General features: G+C 68.0%; 11 protein-coding genes, 1 other RNA gene and 5 pseudogenes. 5 read left to right on the top strand and 12 right to left on the bottom strand.

The window, feature by feature from the left end:
* The first annotated feature begins 311 nt into the window (after nt 1–311).
* Complete coding sequence (locus FRZ33_RS10090; protein ID WP_146909423.1) at nt 312–1,154, top strand: M48 family metalloprotease; 843 nt, start codon at nt 312–314, stop codon at nt 1,152–1,154.
* 72 nt (nt 1,155–1,226) lie between these two features.
* Here FRZ33_RS10090 and dnaJ read toward each other — a convergent pair.
* The 4 genes and pseudogenes from dnaJ to hrcA form a co-directional block, all read right to left on the bottom strand.
* Nucleotides 1,227–2,349, bottom strand: a pseudogene (gene dnaJ / locus FRZ33_RS10085) (molecular chaperone DnaJ).
* A gap of 107 nt (nt 2,350–2,456) precedes the next feature.
* Nucleotides 2,457–4,379, bottom strand: coding sequence for a molecular chaperone DnaK (dnaK, locus tag FRZ33_RS10080; RefSeq protein WP_146909422.1), 1,923 nt, complete (start codon nt 4,377–4,379; stop codon nt 2,457–2,459).
* Nucleotides 4,380–4,511: 132 nt separating this feature from the next.
* Complete coding sequence (gene grpE / locus FRZ33_RS10075; RefSeq protein WP_146909421.1) at nt 4,512–5,033, bottom strand: nucleotide exchange factor GrpE; 522 nt, start codon at nt 5,031–5,033, stop codon at nt 4,512–4,514.
* 45 nt (nt 5,034–5,078) lie between these two features.
* Nucleotides 5,079–6,128: pseudogene (gene hrcA, locus FRZ33_RS10070) on the bottom strand (heat-inducible transcriptional repressor HrcA).
* Nucleotides 6,129–6,259: 131 nt separating this feature from the next.
* On the opposite strand from hrcA, the pseudogene recN reads away from it, so the two are divergent.
* Nucleotides 6,260–7,934, top strand: a pseudogene (gene recN / locus FRZ33_RS10065) (DNA repair protein RecN).
* Nucleotide 7,935: 1 nt separating this feature from the next.
* Here the strand turns inward: recN and fur are convergent.
* Nucleotides 7,936–8,343, bottom strand: a complete 408-nt coding sequence (fur, locus tag FRZ33_RS10060; RefSeq protein WP_146909420.1) for a ferric iron uptake transcriptional regulator — start codon at nt 8,341–8,343, stop codon at nt 7,936–7,938.
* 89 nt (nt 8,344–8,432) lie between these two features.
* Here fur and FRZ33_RS10055 point away from each other — a divergent pair.
* Nucleotides 8,433–8,836, top strand: a pseudogene (locus FRZ33_RS10055) (outer membrane protein assembly factor BamE).
* On the opposite strand, the gene FRZ33_RS10050 reads toward FRZ33_RS10055, so the two are convergent.
* Nucleotides 8,823–9,122, bottom strand: a complete 300-nt coding sequence (locus tag FRZ33_RS10050) for an RnfH family protein (protein ID WP_227977775.1) — start codon at nt 9,120–9,122, stop codon at nt 8,823–8,825. The pseudogene FRZ33_RS10055 and the gene FRZ33_RS10050 sit on opposite strands and share 14 nt — an antisense overlap.
* A 2-nt stretch (nt 9,123–9,124) precedes the next feature.
* A complete protein-coding gene (locus FRZ33_RS10045; protein WP_146909419.1) occupies nt 9,125–9,550 on the bottom strand; it encodes a type II toxin-antitoxin system RatA family toxin in 426 nt (141 codons plus the stop codon).
* A 69-nt stretch (nt 9,551–9,619) separates the two neighbouring features.
* On the opposite strand from FRZ33_RS10045, the gene smpB reads away from it, so the two are divergent.
* Nucleotides 9,620–10,132, top strand: coding sequence for an SsrA-binding protein SmpB (gene smpB, locus FRZ33_RS10040; RefSeq protein ID WP_146909418.1), 513 nt, complete (start codon nt 9,620–9,622; stop codon nt 10,130–10,132).
* A gap of 146 nt (nt 10,133–10,278) precedes the next feature.
* Nucleotides 10,279–10,628: a transfer-messenger RNA gene (gene ssrA, locus FRZ33_RS10035) on the top strand.
* Between the two features lie 253 nt (nt 10,629–10,881).
* Here the strand turns inward: ssrA and FRZ33_RS10030 are convergent.
* From FRZ33_RS10030 to FRZ33_RS10010, 5 genes and pseudogenes are all read right to left on the bottom strand, one after another.
* Nucleotides 10,882–12,153, bottom strand: a pseudogene (locus FRZ33_RS10030) (serine hydrolase domain-containing protein); the annotation flags it as partial.
* Between the two features lie 159 nt (nt 12,154–12,312).
* Nucleotides 12,313–13,431, bottom strand: coding sequence for a YkvI family membrane protein (locus FRZ33_RS10025; RefSeq protein ID WP_146909417.1), 1,119 nt, complete (start codon nt 13,429–13,431; stop codon nt 12,313–12,315).
* Nucleotides 13,428–14,471 (bottom strand): N-acetyltransferase DgcN family protein, encoded by a 1,044-nt coding sequence (locus tag FRZ33_RS10020; protein ID WP_146909415.1) that lies wholly within the window; start codon nt 14,469–14,471, stop codon nt 13,428–13,430. The genes FRZ33_RS10025 and FRZ33_RS10020 overlap by 4 nt, the downstream gene beginning before the upstream one ends.
* Before the next feature lie 88 nt (nt 14,472–14,559).
* On the bottom strand, nt 14,560–14,856 hold the full coding sequence (locus tag FRZ33_RS17310; RefSeq protein WP_322618988.1) for a hypothetical protein: 297 nt from the start codon (nt 14,854–14,856) through the stop codon (nt 14,560–14,562).
* Nucleotides 14,826–16,931 (bottom strand): TonB-dependent receptor domain-containing protein, encoded by a 2,106-nt coding sequence (locus FRZ33_RS10010; RefSeq protein ID WP_146909411.1) that lies wholly within the window; start codon nt 16,929–16,931, stop codon nt 14,826–14,828. The genes FRZ33_RS17310 and FRZ33_RS10010 overlap by 31 nt, the downstream gene beginning before the upstream one ends.
* Between the last annotated feature and the right edge of the window lie 9 nt (nt 16,932–16,940).

Raw genomic sequence — 16,940 nt, 5'->3', positions numbered from 1 at the left:
TTCCGGCGGCGTGGCCGGCTGGGCGCGCATCCTCAACCTGCGCACCGGCTCGGGCCTGCCCGGCAATGACGGCGGCAATTCGCTGGTCGCGGCCTTCCGCACCGGTTCCAGCGGCACCGCGGTCGCCACCGGCGTGAAGGGGCTGTCGGGCGACCAGCTGATGAGCGCCTCGGCCAACACCGCCGACCTGCAGCTGCTCGACAGTTACGCCGCCAGCAGCGACCAGGCGCGGCAGTTCGCCGCCCAGGTGCCGCTGAACAGCCAGAAGGTGGCCTACCTCGAAGAAGGCAAGCGCAACCGGGGAGCCGCTGATGAAGACGACCCGCAAACTGCTGATCGCCGCACTGGCCTTCGCTCTGGCCGCGCCCGCCGGCGCCTTCGGCCGGTTGGGCGACGCCGAGAACCTGCTCAAGTTCGGCAAGAAGGCCGCCGACGCCAGCCAGGAAATCACCCAGGAAGAAGAGATCGAGCTCGGCCGCGGCATTGCCGCGAACGTGCTCGGCGCCGCGCCGCTGGTGCGCGACGAGGGCCTGCAGCGTTACGTCAACCAGGTTGGCCTGTGGCTGGCGATGCAGACCGAACGCCCCGACCTGCCCTGGCGTTTCGGCGTGGTGGACAGCACCGACGTCAACGCCTTCGCGATGCCGGGCGGCACCATCCTGATCACCCGTGGCCTGTACGAACGCCTGCGCGACGAAGGCGAGCTGGCCGGCGTGCTGGGCCATGAGATCGCCCACGTGGTGGAAAAACACCAGGTGAAGGCGATCAAGAAGGAGATGGGCCGCGAGTTCGCGACCGACGTGGCGGGTGAAGTGGCCGGCCAGAGCGACAACGAACTGGTCCGTCGTTTCGGCGACAAGGCCTTCAAGGTCGGCACCCAGGTGCTGGTGCGCGGCCTGGACAAGAACGACGAATACCAGGCCGACCAGCGCGGCATGGTCATCGCCGCGCGCGCGGGCTACAACCCCTTCGCCCTGGCCGGCGTGCTGCAGACGCTGGACGGCGCCAGCGCGCAGGACAAGTCGATGGCGCTGCTGTTCTCCACCCACCCGACGCCGGCGAGCCGGATCGAGCGGCTGGAGGCGACGGTCGGCGTGAAGCTCGACGCCTATGCCACGGCGCCGGCACCGGGCCGGCTGTACAAGCCGAAGTGATCCGGCGAAGCCTTGAATGAAAAACGCCCGGCGCAGGCCGGGCGTTTCGTTTGTGCCGTGGGTGCCGCCCGTTCAGGACGTCATCCGGTCCCAGAACGCCTTGACGCTGTCCATAATCCGCTGGAGCGCGGCGAATGCCGGGCGCCGTGTTCGCCGTCGAAGGTCGCCTCGAAGTCCTTCAGCAGTTCGCGCTGGCGCGCCGTCAGGTTGACCGGCGTCTCCACGACCACCCGGCACAGCAGGTCGCCCGGCGCGTGCGCGCGCACGGACTTCACGCCCTTGCCGCGCAACCGGAACAGCTTTCCGGTCTGGGTTTCCAGCGGCACCTTGATCAGGGCCTCGCCGCCGAGCGTGGGCACGATGATGTCGGCGCCCAGCGCCGCCTGCGAGAAGCGCACGGGCACTTCGCAGTACAGGTCGTTGCCGTCGCGCTGGAACACCGCGTGTTCGCGCACGCTCACTTCCACGTACAGGTCGCCTGCGGGTGCGCCCGGGGACCGGCCTCGCCTTCGCCCGACAGGCGGATGCGGTCGCCGTTGTCGACGCCGGCGGGGATCTTCACCTGCAGCACTTTCTCTTCCTCGACCCGGCCGTTGCCGTGGCAGGACTTGCAGGGTTTGGCGATGGTCTGGCCGCGGCCGCCGCAGGCCGGGCAGGCCTGCTGCACGGCGAAGATGCCGCGCTGCATGCGCACCTGGCCGCGGCCAGCGCAGGTCTTGCAGGTCTCGACCTTGCCGTCCTCGGCGCCGCTGCCGCTGCAGGGCTTGCAGGCCACCAGGGTCGGCACGTCGATGCGCTTCTCGACACCGAACACGGCCTCTTCCAGGTCGAGCTCGACCACATAGCGCAGGTCGGCGCCGCGGCGCGGGCCACGCTGGCGGCCGCCGCCGAAGATGTCGCCGAAGATGTCGCCGAAGATGTCGTTGACGTCGCCGAAGCCGGCGCCGCCGTTGCCGCCGCCCATGCCGTGTTCGAAGGCGGCGTGGCCGTGCTGGTCGTACATGCGGCGTTTGCCGCCGTCCGACAGCACTTCGTAGGCCTCCTTGGCCTCCTTGAAGCTGGCTTCCGCGGCGTGGTCGCCGGGGTTGCGGTCGGGATGGTGCTTCTGGGCGGCGCGACGATAGGCCTTCTTCAGCTCCTCTTCGGAGGCGTTGCGGGCCACGCCCAACACTTCGTAATAGTCACGCTTGCTCATCGGTGATTCCGGTCTTCCCTACAACAAAACGCCCGCGTCGACCGGGATCCACCGGCCCGACGCGGGCAGCCTGCCCGTCCGCACGTTGCGCGGACGGGCTTTGCTCATCACGACTTGCGGTCGTCGTCCTTGACCTCGGTGAACTCGGCGTCCACCACGTCTTCGGCCTGGCCCGCGGCGCCCGGCTGGCCGGGATCCTGCGGACCCTGGTTGCCCGCGGCGGCCGCCGCGTACAGCGACTGCGCCGCCTGCTGCAGGGCTTCGGTGCGCGACTCGATCTGCGCCTTGTCGTCGCCCTTCATGGCGGTGTCGAGCTCGGCGATGGCGGTTTCGATCGCCGCCAGCTGCTCGCCCGGGACCTTGGAACCGTGTTCGGTGACCGCGGTGCGGGTGGCGTGCAGCAGGCCGTCGGCGGCGTTGCGCGCGGTCACCAGCTCGTGGAACTTCTTGTCTTCCTCGCGGTGCGTCTCGGCGTCGCGCACCATCTGCGCGATCTCCTCCTCGCTCAGGCCCGAACCGGCCTTGATCTCGACCTTCTGCTCCTTGCCGGTCTTCTTGTCCTTGGCCGACACGTGCAGGATGCCGTTGGCGTCGATGTCGAACGACACCTCCACCTGCGGCATGCCGCGCGGCGCGGCGTCGATGCCGGAAAGGTCGAACTTCGCCAGCGACTTGTTGAAGCGGGCCTGTTCGCGCTCACCCTGCAGCACGTGCACCGTCACCGCGGACTGGTTGTCCTCGGCGGTGGAGAAGGTCTGCGAGGCCTTGGTCGGAATGGTGGTGTTCTTCTCGATGATCTTGGTCATCACGCCGCCCAGGGTCTCGATGCCCAGGCTCAGCGGGGTGACATCGAGCAGCAGCACGTCCTTGACGGTGCCCGCCAGCACACCGCCCTGGATGGCGGCGCCGATGGCGACGGCCTCGTCCGGGTTCACGTCCTGGCGCGGGTCCTTGCCGAAGAACTCGGCCACCGCGGCCTTCACCTTCGGCATGCGGGTCTGGCCACCGACCAGGATCACGTCGCCGATGTCGCTGGCGCGCAGGCCGGCGTCGTTCAGCGCCACGCGGCACGGCTCGATCGTCTTCCTGATCAGGTCGTCCACCAGCGCCTCGAGCTTGGCCCGGGTCAGCTTGATGTTCAGGTGCTTCGGGCCCGAGGCGTCGGCGGTGACGTACGGCAGGTTCACTTCGGTCTGCTGGTTGGACGAGAGCTCGATCTTGGCGCGCTCGGCCGCATCCTTCAGGCGCTGCAGCGCCAGCGGGTCCTTGCGCAGGTCGATGCCCTGCTCCTTGTTGAATTCCTCGACCAGGTAGTCGATGACGCGCTTGTCGAAGTCTTCGCCGCCCAGGAAGGTGTCGCCGTTGGTGGCCAGCACTTCGAACTGCTTCTCGCCGTCGATCTCGGCGATCTCGATGATCGAGACGTCGAAAGTGCCGCCGCCCAGGTCGTAAACCGCGATCTTGCGGTCGCCGCCCTTCTTGTCCATGCCGTAGGCCAGCGCGGCCGCGGTCGGCTCGTTGATGATGCGCTTCACGTCCAGGCCGGCGATGCGGCCGGCGTCCTTGGTGGCCTGGCGCTGGCTGTCGTTGAAGTAGGCCGGCACGGTGATCACCGCTTCGGTCACCGTCTCGCCCAGGTAGGCTTCGGCGGTCTTCTTCATCTTCTCCAGCACGCGCGCGGAGATTTCCTGCGGCGCCATCTTCCTGCCGTCGCTGGTCGCGACCCAGGCGTCGCCGTTGTCGTGCGCGACGATGCCGTAGGGCACCAGGTCGAGGTCCTTCTTCACTTCGGCGTCGGTGAACTTGCGGCCGATCAGGCGCTTCACCGCGTAGAAGGTGTTCTTCGGGTTGGTGACCGCCTGGCGCTTGGCCGAGGCGCCGACGATGACTTCGCCGTCCTTGGTGAAGGCGACGATGGAAGGCGTGGTGCGGTCGCCCTCCGAGTTTTCGATGACCTTGGCCACGCCGCCTTCCATCACGGAAACGCAGCTGTTGGTGGTGCCCAGGTCGATGCCGATGATCTTGCCCATGGTGTTACTCCCTCGAGATTCTTGAATTTTTGGGTGGCGGCGCGGGCCGCGGCTGGTTTCAAAATGGGGGCCACAGTGTTGCGTTCAAGGGCTTGCGTGGCGCCCTGTGGGCCGGGGTTCCGGCCCGGCCGGTCAACCGGCGGCGACCACCACCAGCGCGGGCCGCAGCAGCCGGTCGTTGAGCACGTAGCCCTTCTGGAACACCTGGACCACGGTGTTGGGCGCGGCGTCGGGGGCGGCGATCTGGCTGACGGCCTGGTGCCAGGCCGGGTCGAAGTCCTCGCCCAGTGGGTGTATCTGGCGCAGGCCGTTGTCTTCGCCGACCTTCAGCAGCTGGCGCAGGGTCAGTTCCAGGCCGTCCTTGAGCGGGCCGGTCTCGGCCCCGGCGGCGGCCAGGCCGGCGTCCAGGCTGTCGAGCACGGGCAGCAGCTGCGACAGCAGCTTCTCGTTGGCGAAGCGGCGGGCCTGGTCGACGTCGCGGGCCAGGCGCTTGCGCTGGTTGTCGAGTTCGGCGCGTTCGCGCAGCGCCTCTTCGCGCAGGCTGCCCAGGGCGGTGCGCAGCTGCTCGAGTTCGGCGCTGAGGTCACCCGTGATTTCGGGGGCGAGGTCGTCGGCGGACGCCTGGGCGCCCGGGATGGGGTCTTCGTTGTGCATGGGTTTTTCCGGTGCGTCCCCGCGTCCTGCGGGGGTCGGTGGGGCTTATGGGGCCGGGGTTTCGGGATTCAAGGCGGCGCCCAGCAGGTCGGCCGTGGCCTGGACCATCGGGATCACCCGGTCGTAGGCCATGCGGGTCGGCCCGATCACGCCCAGCACGCCCAGCACCCGGCCGTTGGCGCCATAGGGCGCGGTGACCACGGTGCAGGCGTCCAGCGGGGCCAGGCCGGTTTCCTCGCCGATGAACACGCGCACGCCCCGGCGTGGATGGTGCGTTCGAGCAGCTGCAGGATCTCGCGCTTGCGGGAAAAGGCTTCGAACAGCTCGCGCAGCCGGTCCAGGTCGGACAGTTCCTGCACGCCCATCAGGCGGGTCTGGCCGGCCAGCAGCATGTCGTCGTTGGCGCCCGGCGGGTCGCCCAGCGCCTGTTCGGACAGCTCGACCGCGGCCGACAGCAGCTTTTCCATCTCGCTGCGGGTGTCGCGCAGGTCGCGCACCAGGGGTGGCGCGGATCTCGTGCAGCGGACGCCCGGCGAAATGGCTGTTGAGGAAATTGGCGGTCTGCTCCAGCTCGGCGGGCGTGTAGGCGCGGCGCGGGCTGATGATGCGGTTCTGGACCTCGTTGTCGGTGAACACCAGGATCACCAGCACCCGCTGGCCGTCCAGCGGCACGAAGTCGATGTGCCGGAAGGCGAACTGGCCGCGCTGGGGCACGGTGACCACGCCCACGAACTGGCTCATGGCCGACAGCAGTTCGCTGGTATTCGACAGCAGGGCCTGGGTGCCGGCGCCGACCGGCAGGTTGGCGCGCAGGCGGGAAAAGTCGGCCTCCTGCAGCGGCTTCATCTGCAGCAGGCTGTCCACGAACACGCGATAACCCTGGGCGGTCGGGATGCGCCCGGCCGAAGCGTGCGGTGCCGCCACCAGGCCGATCTCCTCGAGGTCGGACATGATGTTGCGGATGGTCGCCGGGCTCACGTCCAGGCCCGAGCTGCGGGCCAGCGTGCGCGACCCCACGGGTTCACCGTCCCGGATGTGCTGGGAGATGAGCGTGCGCAGCAGGCGGCGGGCGCGCGGGTCGAGGTCGAGTTCCATGGTCCATAGATAAGGCCGGGCACGGGCCGGCGCAAGCCGGCATTGTCCTACGTCCGGGACCGGCGCGCTGCTCTGTCCATCACGGTGGGGGCAGCGAAACCTTGGCGCTTTCAGGCAGAATCGCCCGGCCCATGATCAGCCTGCTCAGCCTCAAGGATTTTGCCGTCGTCTCCGCCGCCGAACTGGCCTTCGGGTCGGGCATGACCGTGGTCTCGGGCGAAACCGGCGCCGGAAAGTCGCTGCTGGTGGACGCCCTGATGTGGCTGACCGGCGCCCGCGCCGACGCCGGCATCGTGCGCCACGGCGCCGAACGGGCCGAACTCACGGCCCAGTTCGACCTGGCCGACGCGCCGGCCGCGCTGGCCTGGCTGCGCGAGAACGAAATGGACGACGATCTCGACTGCCAGCTGCGCCGGGTGATCCGTGCCGACGGCGGCTCGCGCGCCTGGATCAATGGCCGCCCGGCCACCCTTGGCCAGTTGTCCGAACTGGGCGCCCTGCTGGTCGAGATCCATGGCCAGCACGAACACCAGGCCCTGCTCGACCGCGGCCAGCAACTGGTCCTGCTCGACGCCTTCGGCCGCCACGACGTGCTGCTGGCCGAAGTGCGCGAACACGCCCGCCGATGGGCCGAGGTCGAACGCGAGCTGGCCGAACTGGCCCGCGCCGGCGATGTCGGCGAACGGGTGTCCTGGCTGCAGCACCAGGGTGGACGAGCTGGCGCGCGAAAACCTGGACGCCGCCGACCTGGAGCAGCTGCAGTCCGCGCACCGCCGCCAGGCCAATGCCGCCGGCCTGCTGCAGGGCTGCGAATCCGCCCTCGCCCGCCTGGCCGGTGAAGACGGCCTGTCCCTGACCCGCGCCCTGCACCAGGTCAGCGCCGAACTCTCGCGCCTGAGCGCGGACGAACCGCGCCTGGCCGAAGTGGTCGCCCTGCTAGAGTCCGCCGACATCCAGCTGGCCGAGGCCAGCGCCGGCCTGGAACGCATCCGCGACGACTTCGACCTCGACCCGGCCCGGCTGCAGCAGTTGGAAGACCGCCTGTCCCGCCTGCACGAACTGGCCCGCAAGCACCGCCTGCCGATCGAAGGCCTGGCCGGCCGCCGCGACGCCCTGCAGGCCGAACTCGAGGGCCTGGCCGACGCCAGCGGCCGCGCCGAGCGCCTGGGCCGCGAGCGCCAGCAGTCGGCGACCGCCTGGGCCGCCGCGGCCGCGAAACTGTCGAACTCCCGCGCCGCCGCGGCCGGCAAGCTGGGCCAGGCCGTGGCCGCCCTGATGGCCGAACTGGGCATGGGCGGCGGCGTGTTCAGCGTGCTGCTGGAACCGCTGGACACCACCCGGCCGACCCCGTCGGGCGCCGAACGCTGCGAATTCCAGGTCTCGGCCAACCCCGGCCAGCCGCCGCGGCCGCTGCGCAAGGTCGCCTCGGGCGGCGAACTGGCGCGCATCAGCCTGGCCATCGAGGTCGCGGCCCTGGGCCTGGACGCGGTACCGACCATGGTGTTCGACGAAGTGGACACCGGCATCGGCGGCGCCGTGGCCGAGGTCGTTGGCCAGAAGCTGCGGGCCCTGGGCGCCGAGCGCCAGGTGCTGTGCGTGACCCACCTGCCCCAGGTCGCGGCCCAGGGCCACCATCATTTCCAGGTCAGCAAGGCGGTTGCCGGCGACAGCACGCACAGCGCGGTCACGCCGCTGGACGACAAGGCCCGGATCGAGGAACTGGCCCGCATGCTGGGCGGCGTCGAGATCACGAAGGAAGTGCGGGCCAACGCCCGCCAGATGCTCGTCCGCGCGCAGGCGGGCTGAGTTACTTCTTCTTTTTCGGGCGCACGTAGAGCACCAGCGAGTGCTCTTCGATCACGTAGCCGTGTTTGGCGGCGATCTCGGTCTGCAGGCGTTCGATCTCGGGGCTGGTGAACTCGACCACCTTGCCCGTCTCCACGTCCACCATGTGGTCGTGGTGCACGCCGCGGTCCAGTTCGTACACCGCCTGGCCGCCCTCGAAGTTGTGCTTGAGCACGAGCCCGGCGGCTTCGAACTGGGTCAGCACGCGGTAAACGGTGGCAAGGCCGATGTCGTCGCCCTTGTCCATCAGGTGCCGGTAGATGTCCTCGGCGGTCAGGTGACGCGGGCTGGAGGACTCCAGCACGTCGAGGATGCGAACGCGGGGATGCGTGACCTTGAGGCCGGCCTTGCGCAGGTCCTGCGATTCCATGATCTCTCCTGAATACGGTCCGTTCGGCCGGCTGGCGGCCGCGGGCCTTAGTGTATCATCGGCCCGTCGCCGATCCGGATCATCATGCAATGCGCAAGGCTTTCACGCTCCTCCTGCTGGCCCTCCTGATGACCGGCTGCGGCATCATCTACCGCCAGCCCGTGTTCCAGGCAACCTGCTGGAAACCAAGAACGTCGAGCAGCTCCAGGCAGGCATGACCCGCCAGCAGGTGTTCAGCCTGCTGGGTTCGCCGCCGCTGGCCGATCCGTTCCACATGGACCGCTGGGATTACGTGGCCACCGAACGTCGCCGCACCGGCGATACCGAGGTCAAGAACCTGACCCTGTGGTTCGAGGGCAACAGCCTGACGCGTTGGGAAGGTGAATATTTCCCCGAGGCCGACAAGGCCCTGGCCGCGGAAATGCGCCGCTTCGGCAACCTGGCCCGCGACAAGGACAAGCCGCCGCGCCAGCGTCCCGTCAGCGACGGCTGAGTTTCGCCGCGTCCTCGGCGCGCTTCCGGCGCGCCTGTTTCGGATCCGCCAGCAGCGGCCGCAGGATCTCGATGCGGTCGCCATCGTGCAGTCCACTGTCCGGCGTGACGCTGCGGCCGAAGACGGCCAGCCGCGCCACGTCCACCTGCAGTCCCGGCACGCGGCTTTCCATCGCCGCCGCGGCCAGCGCCCCGGCCACCGTCGCTCCTTCCGGCAGTTCCACCCGCACGCTCCAGCAGCGCGCGGGCAGCGCATAGACCACTTCGATGCGCAGCATCGTGGCCATGCTCAGGCCCGGTCCGCCTCGCGGCAGAAGTCGTCCACCATGCGGTCGGCCAGGCCCTGGAAACCGATCGCCAGGGCCGAGCCCAGCAGCTTGCCGGCCACGTCGAAATCCATCGTCAGCCCGACCTTGCAGGCGTCTTCGGCCAGGCTGTGGAAGGTCCACAGGCCGGTGAGTTTGCGGAACGGCCCTTCCACCAGTTCCAGCTGGATCCGGGTCGGGGCCGTCAGCGTGTTGCGGGTGGTGAAGCTGGTGCGCAGGCCGGCGAAGGTGAGGTCCAGCCGGGCCAGCATGTGGGTGTCGGACTGCTCGATCACGGCGGAGTCCTCGCACCAGGAAAAACGCGCCGGATAACCGGCGACGTCGTTGACCAGGCTGTACATGCGCAGGGCCGAATGCCGGACCAGCGCGTGTCGGTGGATGCTCGTCATCGGGCCCCTGTCTGCCTGCCCTCCCCCAGCCGGCCCGCGATGGGCGACAATGCCCGCCAAGGAAGGAACATGTCCAAGAAGAACGACGCCAAGAATACCGGAAGCGGCAAGGACAAGGCGGCCAACAAGACCATCGCCCTGAACCGCAGCGCGCGCCACGACTACAGCCTCGAGACCCGCTACGAAGCGGGCATCGCCCTGCAGGGCTGGGAGCTCAAGTCCATCCGCGCCGGCCGCATGAACATGGGCGACGCCTACGCGCTGGTGAAATCCGGCGAGATCTTCCTGTTCGGCGCCCAGATCACCCCGCTCAGCCAGGCCTCCACCCACGTGGTGGCCGACGACCGCCGCACGCGCAAGCTGCTGATGCACCGGCACGAGATCGACAAGCTGGTCGGCAAGGTCGAACGCGACGGCTACACCCTGATCCCCACCGCCGTGTACTGGAAGGGCAACAAGGTCAAGCTCGAGATCGCCCTGGCCAAGGGCAAGCAGAGCCACGACAAACGCCAGGCCAGCAAGGACCGCGACTGGGCGCGCGAGAAAGAGCGCACCATGCGCCGCCACAACAAAAACGCCTGATACCCCACTTCTCCCTCCCCCGCTTGCGGGGAGGGCCGGGGTGGGGGCACCACTCTCGCCTGAACACCTTTCACCGCCGCGCTTGTGACCGCCGCCCTCCACCCCATACTTCCCCCGTCGGTTGATCCAACGATTTCCGCGTTTCCGGGGGTGTCCTGGCTTCGACGGGGGTTGCGAAGTCGACTGGTGCATGCCGAGGGGGCAGCTTTCCTCGTTAATCCAGCCGCAAACTTTAGTTGCCAACGACGACAACTACGCTCTCGCCGCTTAAGGCGTAAGCCCCGAACCCACTTGTGCCCGTGCTCGTGGATGTAGGGTCATTATCACGGAACAGCTTCCGGCGGCGACCCGCCAACCGGAAGTGAACTTAGCGGGTGTGGACGACGGTGTGCCTCGCACGTTGTGTTGCCGTCGTACGAGAATCAACAACGAGCTAAGCATGTAGTGCCGGAGATGGAGTGCTCTCGGACGGGGTTCAACTCCCCCACCTCCACCAAACAACAACAACGCCACCTTCGGGTGGCGTTGTTGTTTGTGGCGCTTTGTTGTTTGTGGCGCCTACTTCTTCGCCGGAACCGGCGTGAACAGCAGGTCGTGGTAGTCGTAGCTGAAATCCGCCAGCGGCGAAGCGGCCTTTGCCGTGATGCGTTCGACCTTGCCATCCGCATCCAGCGCGAACGTGACCAGCGCCGGTTCCAGGTCTTGTCGTCCCAGCGGGTGATGAAGGTGTCGTAGTGCCAGTGTTCCAGCGTGCCGGCCATGTTCGGGGTCTGCTGGAAGTCGATGCGCAGGACGCCCTTGTCGGCGGTGATGGCGATCGGGCCGTACCACGAATCGGCATAGGCACCGGCGTAACCGGCCGGCGCCAGCGACGGTTTCGTGCCCTTCGTGCGGGCCTGGTCGCCGGCCAGCAGCGCGATCGCGCCCTCGGCGCGCTTCTTCTTGAAGGCCGAATAGTCCGCCGCCCAGTCGCGCTTCCCGCCGCCGAGGTAATGGTCCAGCAGCTCGAACTGCAGGCCGCGCAGGACCTCGCCGTCCTCGGAATTGATGTGCAGCGAGATGCCGATGTTCTTCTCCGGGATCATCACGACCAGGGCCTGTACGCCGAATACCGCACCGCCGTGTTCAAGCAGCTTGGCCCCGCGGTAATCGCGCACGTTCCAGCCCAGCGCGTAGCTGGAGAAGTTCGGCGTGGTCGGCGCCAGCGCACCCGGAGCCGGCGAGATCGGCAGGTTCACCTGCGGCAGCCACATCTGGCGCGAGGCCTCGGCGCTGAACAGGCGCTTGCCGTCCTCGGGTTCGCCCGGCAGCAGCCCACGCTCGAGTTGAATGCTGAGCCAGCGCGCCATGTCGTTGGCGCTGGAGGACACGCCGCCAGCAGGCGCGGCCGTGCTGCCGAGGCCTTCGCGCTCGTTCAGCACGGACTGGTTGCCGACGCCGCGGAAGGGGCCGTCCAGGCGCGCATGCGGCTGCACGCGGTTGGTGGTGCTGAAACGCGCGGATTCTTCAGTCGTGCTGTTCAGCATGCCCGCGGGCTTGAGCACGCGATCGCGCACGAACACTTCCCAACTCTGCCCGCTCACTTCCTCGATCAATTGCCCGGCGACGACGTACAGGATGTTGTCGTAGGCATAACCATTGCGGAAGCTGGTCGCCGGCTTGATCTGGCGCAGCGCGTGCACGACCTCGGCGCGGGTGCGCGACGTGCGCGGAATGAACAGCAGGTCGCCCGCACCCAGACCCAGACCGCTGCGGTGCACCAGCAGGTCGCGGATGGTGATCTCGCGCGTCACCCAGGCGTCGTACATGCGGAAGTCCGGCATGTGGTCGATCACCGGGTCGTCCCAGCCGATCTTGCCCTCGTCCACCAGCACGGCCAACGCGGCGGCGGTGATGGCCTTGCCGGTGGAGCCGGTCGGGAAGATGGTGTCGGCGTCCACCGTGTCGTTCGAACCCAGGCGGCGCACGCCGTAACCCTTGGCGTGCACGGTCTTGCCGTCTTCAACGATGGCCACGGCCATGCCGGGCACGCCGTATTTCGCGATCAATTCATTGACGCGGGCATCGAGGTCGGCCGGTGGCGCGGCGAAAACCAGGCCAGCGAACGACAGGGCCAACGCGAGGGTGCCCAGACGCAGGGCTCCATGGGATCGGGACATGATCATCTCCAGGTCAGGGTGTCAGCGGCTTTCGGCCGCGACGGGAAAGGGTTTGCGCCACAGGCGCCAGGCGCCGTAGGTCAGCAGCGGCAGCACGTAGACGATGAGGAACAGCCAGGCCAGGCCGCGGTAACCGTGGGCGATCAGGGCCACCAGACCAAAACGTTCGGCAATGAAGATCGAACCCACCAGCAACACGGCGGCTACCACCAAGCGCATGGACACGGGAAAACCCTGGCCGCGACGCGCCTGCCAGACCACTGAAAATCGTTCGTTGATGGCGTGCACGGCACCAACGCCGCTCTCAAGCAGCGCCGAGAAGATCATCAGCTGGAACAGCAGGTGGAACAGCGGCAGGTTCAACTGCTTCAGGATGAAATCCGAAGGCAGGGTCTCGGCGGCTATCTGCGGATACCAGGCGACCATGCACACGAAGAACAGCAGCGCCGGCAGCATGGTCAGCGGCCCGGCGATCACGCCCGCCACCACGGCGTCGCGCCGCCCGAGGAAGTGCCGCGCCACCGGCAGGATCACCACCGCACCGACGATGTTGTAGCCCGCGTAGGTCAGGCCACCCAGCGCCCAGCCGTCGGTCGGCACCGCCTGCGAGAATCCGGCGGCGATCTCGCGGCCGAACGAGGTCATCACCAGCACGAAGAACACGACGTAGACGCCATAGAGCAGGAAGGACGCCCACTTGAAAAGGCGCTCGACCGACTGGTTCCCGAACGCCGTGAATGCGCCGATGCACACCATCAGCAGCAGGGTTCCGACCAGTTCAGGCCATCCCGTCGCCGCGGCCACGATCGAACCGGCCGCGGCGCCGAACACGGCAAGGATCAGCACCATGAACAGCACATAGGACAACTCGAACACGCCCCAGAACGGCCCCAGCAAGTGGTGGAAGAAGCTGCGGTAGTCATAGGCCCGCGTGGCGTGCGCGAACAAGAAGGTCACGGCGCAGACCAGGCTCCAGATCAGCGTCGCCAGCGCGATGGCCATCACCCCGCCCTGTGGCCCGCTGGGCAGGAAGAATTCCGCCAGCTCGCGGCCGGTGGCATACCCGCCACCGATCACCACCGCCTTGAACGCCAGACCCGGCAACAGGAACCGCTGGAACCGGGTCGGCGTCGCGCTCATGCCAGGCAGTCTGCCACCAGCCGCTCGAAGGCGGCGCCGCCGCGGATTGGATCGGCCACGGCCAGCCCCAGGCGCTGGCTTTCCGAAGCCAACAACCGAAGCGCGCTGTCTTCATCCAGCCGCGAGGTATTCAGGCTGACGCCACCGCAGCGCATCGCCGGATTGGTGCGCCGGCCCAACTGCAGGGTCAGCGCGATGGTGTCCTCGATGCTGGGCAGCAGATACCCGGGATGCCCGAGCACCCGCTCGCGCCCCGGCTCGTGGCAGACCACCACCACGTCCGGCTGGCTGCCGTGCAGCAGCGCCAGTGACACGCCCGCATACGCCGGATGGAACAGCGAGCCCTGCCCTTCGATCACGTCCCAGTGGTCCGGCGCGGCGTCGGGCGACAGGATCTCGGCGGCGCCGGCGGCGAAGTCCGAAACCACCGCATCCATCGGGATGCCGCTGCCGGCGATCAGGATGCCGGTCTGACCGGTGGCGCGGAAATCGGCCGCCAGCCCGTGCGCGGTGAAAGCATTCGCCAGCGCCAGCGCCGTGTACTTCTTGCCGAGCGCGCAATCGGTACCCACGGTAAGCAGGCGCCGGCCGCTGCGCTTGCGGCCGCTGCCGACCGGGATGCCGGCGGGCGGACGCCGCACGTCGATCAGTCGCCGGCCCAGCCGGCGGGCGGCGGCGTTGAGCACCGGGATGTCCTCCAGTCGCGCGTGCATGCCGCTGATGATGTCCAAGCCGGCTTCAAGCGCTTCGACCAGGGCCGGGACCCAACTGTCGGAAATCACGCCGCCCGAGTTGGCGACGCCGATCACCATGGCGCGTGCGCCGCTTTCGTAGGCCGAGCGCGGCGTGAGGAAAGGCAGGCCGGTGCTGACCGTGGCGCCTTCGATGAAATATTCCGCGACGCAGCGCTCACGCGCCCAGTCGCGCAGGCCGAAGGCGGTTTTTGCGTAACCACGTTCGGTGGTGTCACCCAGGAACAGCAGGTAGGGCTGCGGCAGGGGTTCGACCCCTTCCCGGGAAATCAGGTGTGGCTTGGGCATGGTGTTGGCCGGTTGGGGGAGCACGGGCACCGGGAGCCCGCGCGGAGGACATTCGTCCTCCACGCGGCCCGATGCGGCGACGGCGCGATCAGAAGCGGTAGTCGACCTCGAAGCCCATGGTGCGCGGCAGGATCGGCGACGCACCCAGGCTGACCGTGGCGCCGGTCAGCGCACTGCTGTTGGAGCCGATGAAGGAATACGCGCGTTCGTCGGTCGCGTTCTTCATGTAGGCGCGGAAGGTCCAGTTGGCGTTGGCCAGGCTCGCGTACAGGTCCAGCGAGTGATAGCTGTCCAGCGCCAGAGGCGGCGTCACCGCTTCCACCAGCACCGTAGGCGGCGCGGTCGACGGGTCGGTCACCACCTGGCGCTCGGTCGTGCCCGCCACGCGGTCGTCCACCCATCGGAAACCGCCACCGACGTGGCCTTCCCAGTTGCCGACCATGAAGGCGTAGTCCAGGTGGCCGACCACTGCAGCTCCGGCACGTAGGGCAGCTTGTCGCCGCCAAGGCCGGTGTTGAGCTCGACGATGTAGGGGCCGGACGGGATGTAGACGGTCGGGAAATCCTCGGCGACGTCGGCATCGGTGTAGGCGCCGTTGAAGCCCAGGGTCAGGTTCTCGGTGGCGCGGAACTGGGTGGCCAGCTCCAGGCCCTGGCTGGTGGCTTCGCCGCCGTTGACCAGGCCGTTGTTGCCGGCGAAGGAGGTGATGACCTGGATGTCTTCCCAGTCGATGCGGAAGGCGGCCAGGTCGAGGATCAGACGGCCATCGGCGAACTGCGACTTCAGGCCGATCTCGTAGCTGGTCAGCATGGACGAATCCACCTGCGGCGGGATGCCGGGCAGCAGCACGTTCGGGCCGCCGGGCTGGTAGCCGGTGGCGACCTTGCCGTACAGAAGCATGTCGTCGTTGAACTGGAACTGCGGCGTCAGGCTCCAGGTGAACACGTCTTCCTTGGAGCTGTTGGGCGAGTTCTGGATCGGCAGCAGGATGCCTTCGGTGACGTTCTGGCTGAAGTCCTGGCGGTTCTCGGAATAACGCACGCCGGCGCCGATCTTGAAGCGGTCGGTGAAGGCCCAGGTGCCGTTGGCGAAGACCGCGATCTCTTCGAACGAAGTCGGCAGTTCCAGGTAGGCCAGGGTGCCGGCGATGCTGTCGTAGGGCGGCGGCAGCGGGCTGCCGTCGAGCTGGTTGAGGGTCACCAGCTGGCTGTTGTCACCGTCTTCGTTGGAATAGAAACCGCCCAGCATCCACTCGAAGGTGCCGCCGGCCTTGGAAGTCAGGCGGAACTCCCAGGTGAACTTGGTCAGCGCCAGCTCGTTGAGGAAGTAGGAGCTGCCCGGTTCCGGCAGGCCCAGCAGCAGGTTGGCCACTTCGCCGTAGGCGATGGTGGAATCGGTGGAGTTGGCGGTAGTGGTATCCGAGTAGCCGGTCGCCGAGGTGAAATCGGCCCAGCCCAGGTCCCAGTCGAAAGTGGCCGCGTAGTAGTTGATCTGCTTGGTGAAGGGAGAATCGACGAAGACCTGGTTCTCCAGGTCGCCGGTCAGGGGCTCGCCGGTGACGGGATCGAGCGCCATCGTGGCGTTGTTGTCGCTTTCGATGGTCTGGCGCAGCACGGTGAACTGCGCGTCCATGCTGTCGCCGCGCCACAGCACCGCGGCGCGGGCGCTGGTCTGGGTGGCATTGTTGATGTCTTCGCGGCCGTCCACCGAGTTGTCGATGTAACCCGGCAGGTCGTTGCGGGCGTAGCTCAGGCGCATGCCCAGGCGGTTCTCGATCATCGGCAGGTTGGCGCCGAAGCGCACGTTGTGGCCGATGCCGTCACCGCCTTCGACATTGGAAATGCCGCCACCGACCCGGAACTCGGTCTCCTGCAGGTCCGGTTCGCGCGTCACGTACTTCAGCAGGCCGCCCATCGAGCCGGCGCCGTAGAGCGTGCCCTGGGGGCCACGCAGCACTTCGACGCGATCGATGTCATAGGGCAGCAGGTCAAGCGCCAGGATGGTCGCGGCCTGGTAGATGCCGCTGGAGCCGACCGGGGTTTCGTCGATGTAGGTGCCCACGGTCGAACCGGAGGACAGCGGCGCGATGCCGCGCATCGAGACCTGGGTCTTGCCCGGCGAGCCGTTGCTGGTCACCTGGAAACCCGGGATGTAGTCGGCATAGTCGGAAAGCTGGGTCGCGTGCGTGTTCTCCAGCTGGTCGCCGCCGATGACCGTGATGGCCGACGCGACCTTGCGGATGTTCTCGGAGCGCTTGTTCGCGGTGACGATGACCTCGTCCAGCGTGACCGCTTCGGACTGTTCAGCCGTCGGGGCCGCGGTTTCCGTTTCCTGGGCCAGGCCGGTGCCGGCCGCGAACAGGGCCAGCGTGCCTATGATGACCGCCGAAAGCGGGTGGCGCTTCATGGCGGGTACGGTGCGGCGACCCGTCGCCTGCTGCTTGTTCCGATGCATGTTCATAACCCCTCT

This window comes from Arenimonas daejeonensis (genome assembly GCF_007993735.1).
In the GTDB taxonomy this organism is placed as follows: Bacteria; Pseudomonadota; Gammaproteobacteria; order Xanthomonadales; family Xanthomonadaceae; genus Arenimonas; species Arenimonas daejeonensis.
This window is presented reverse-complemented; position numbering and strand designations above follow the sequence as displayed.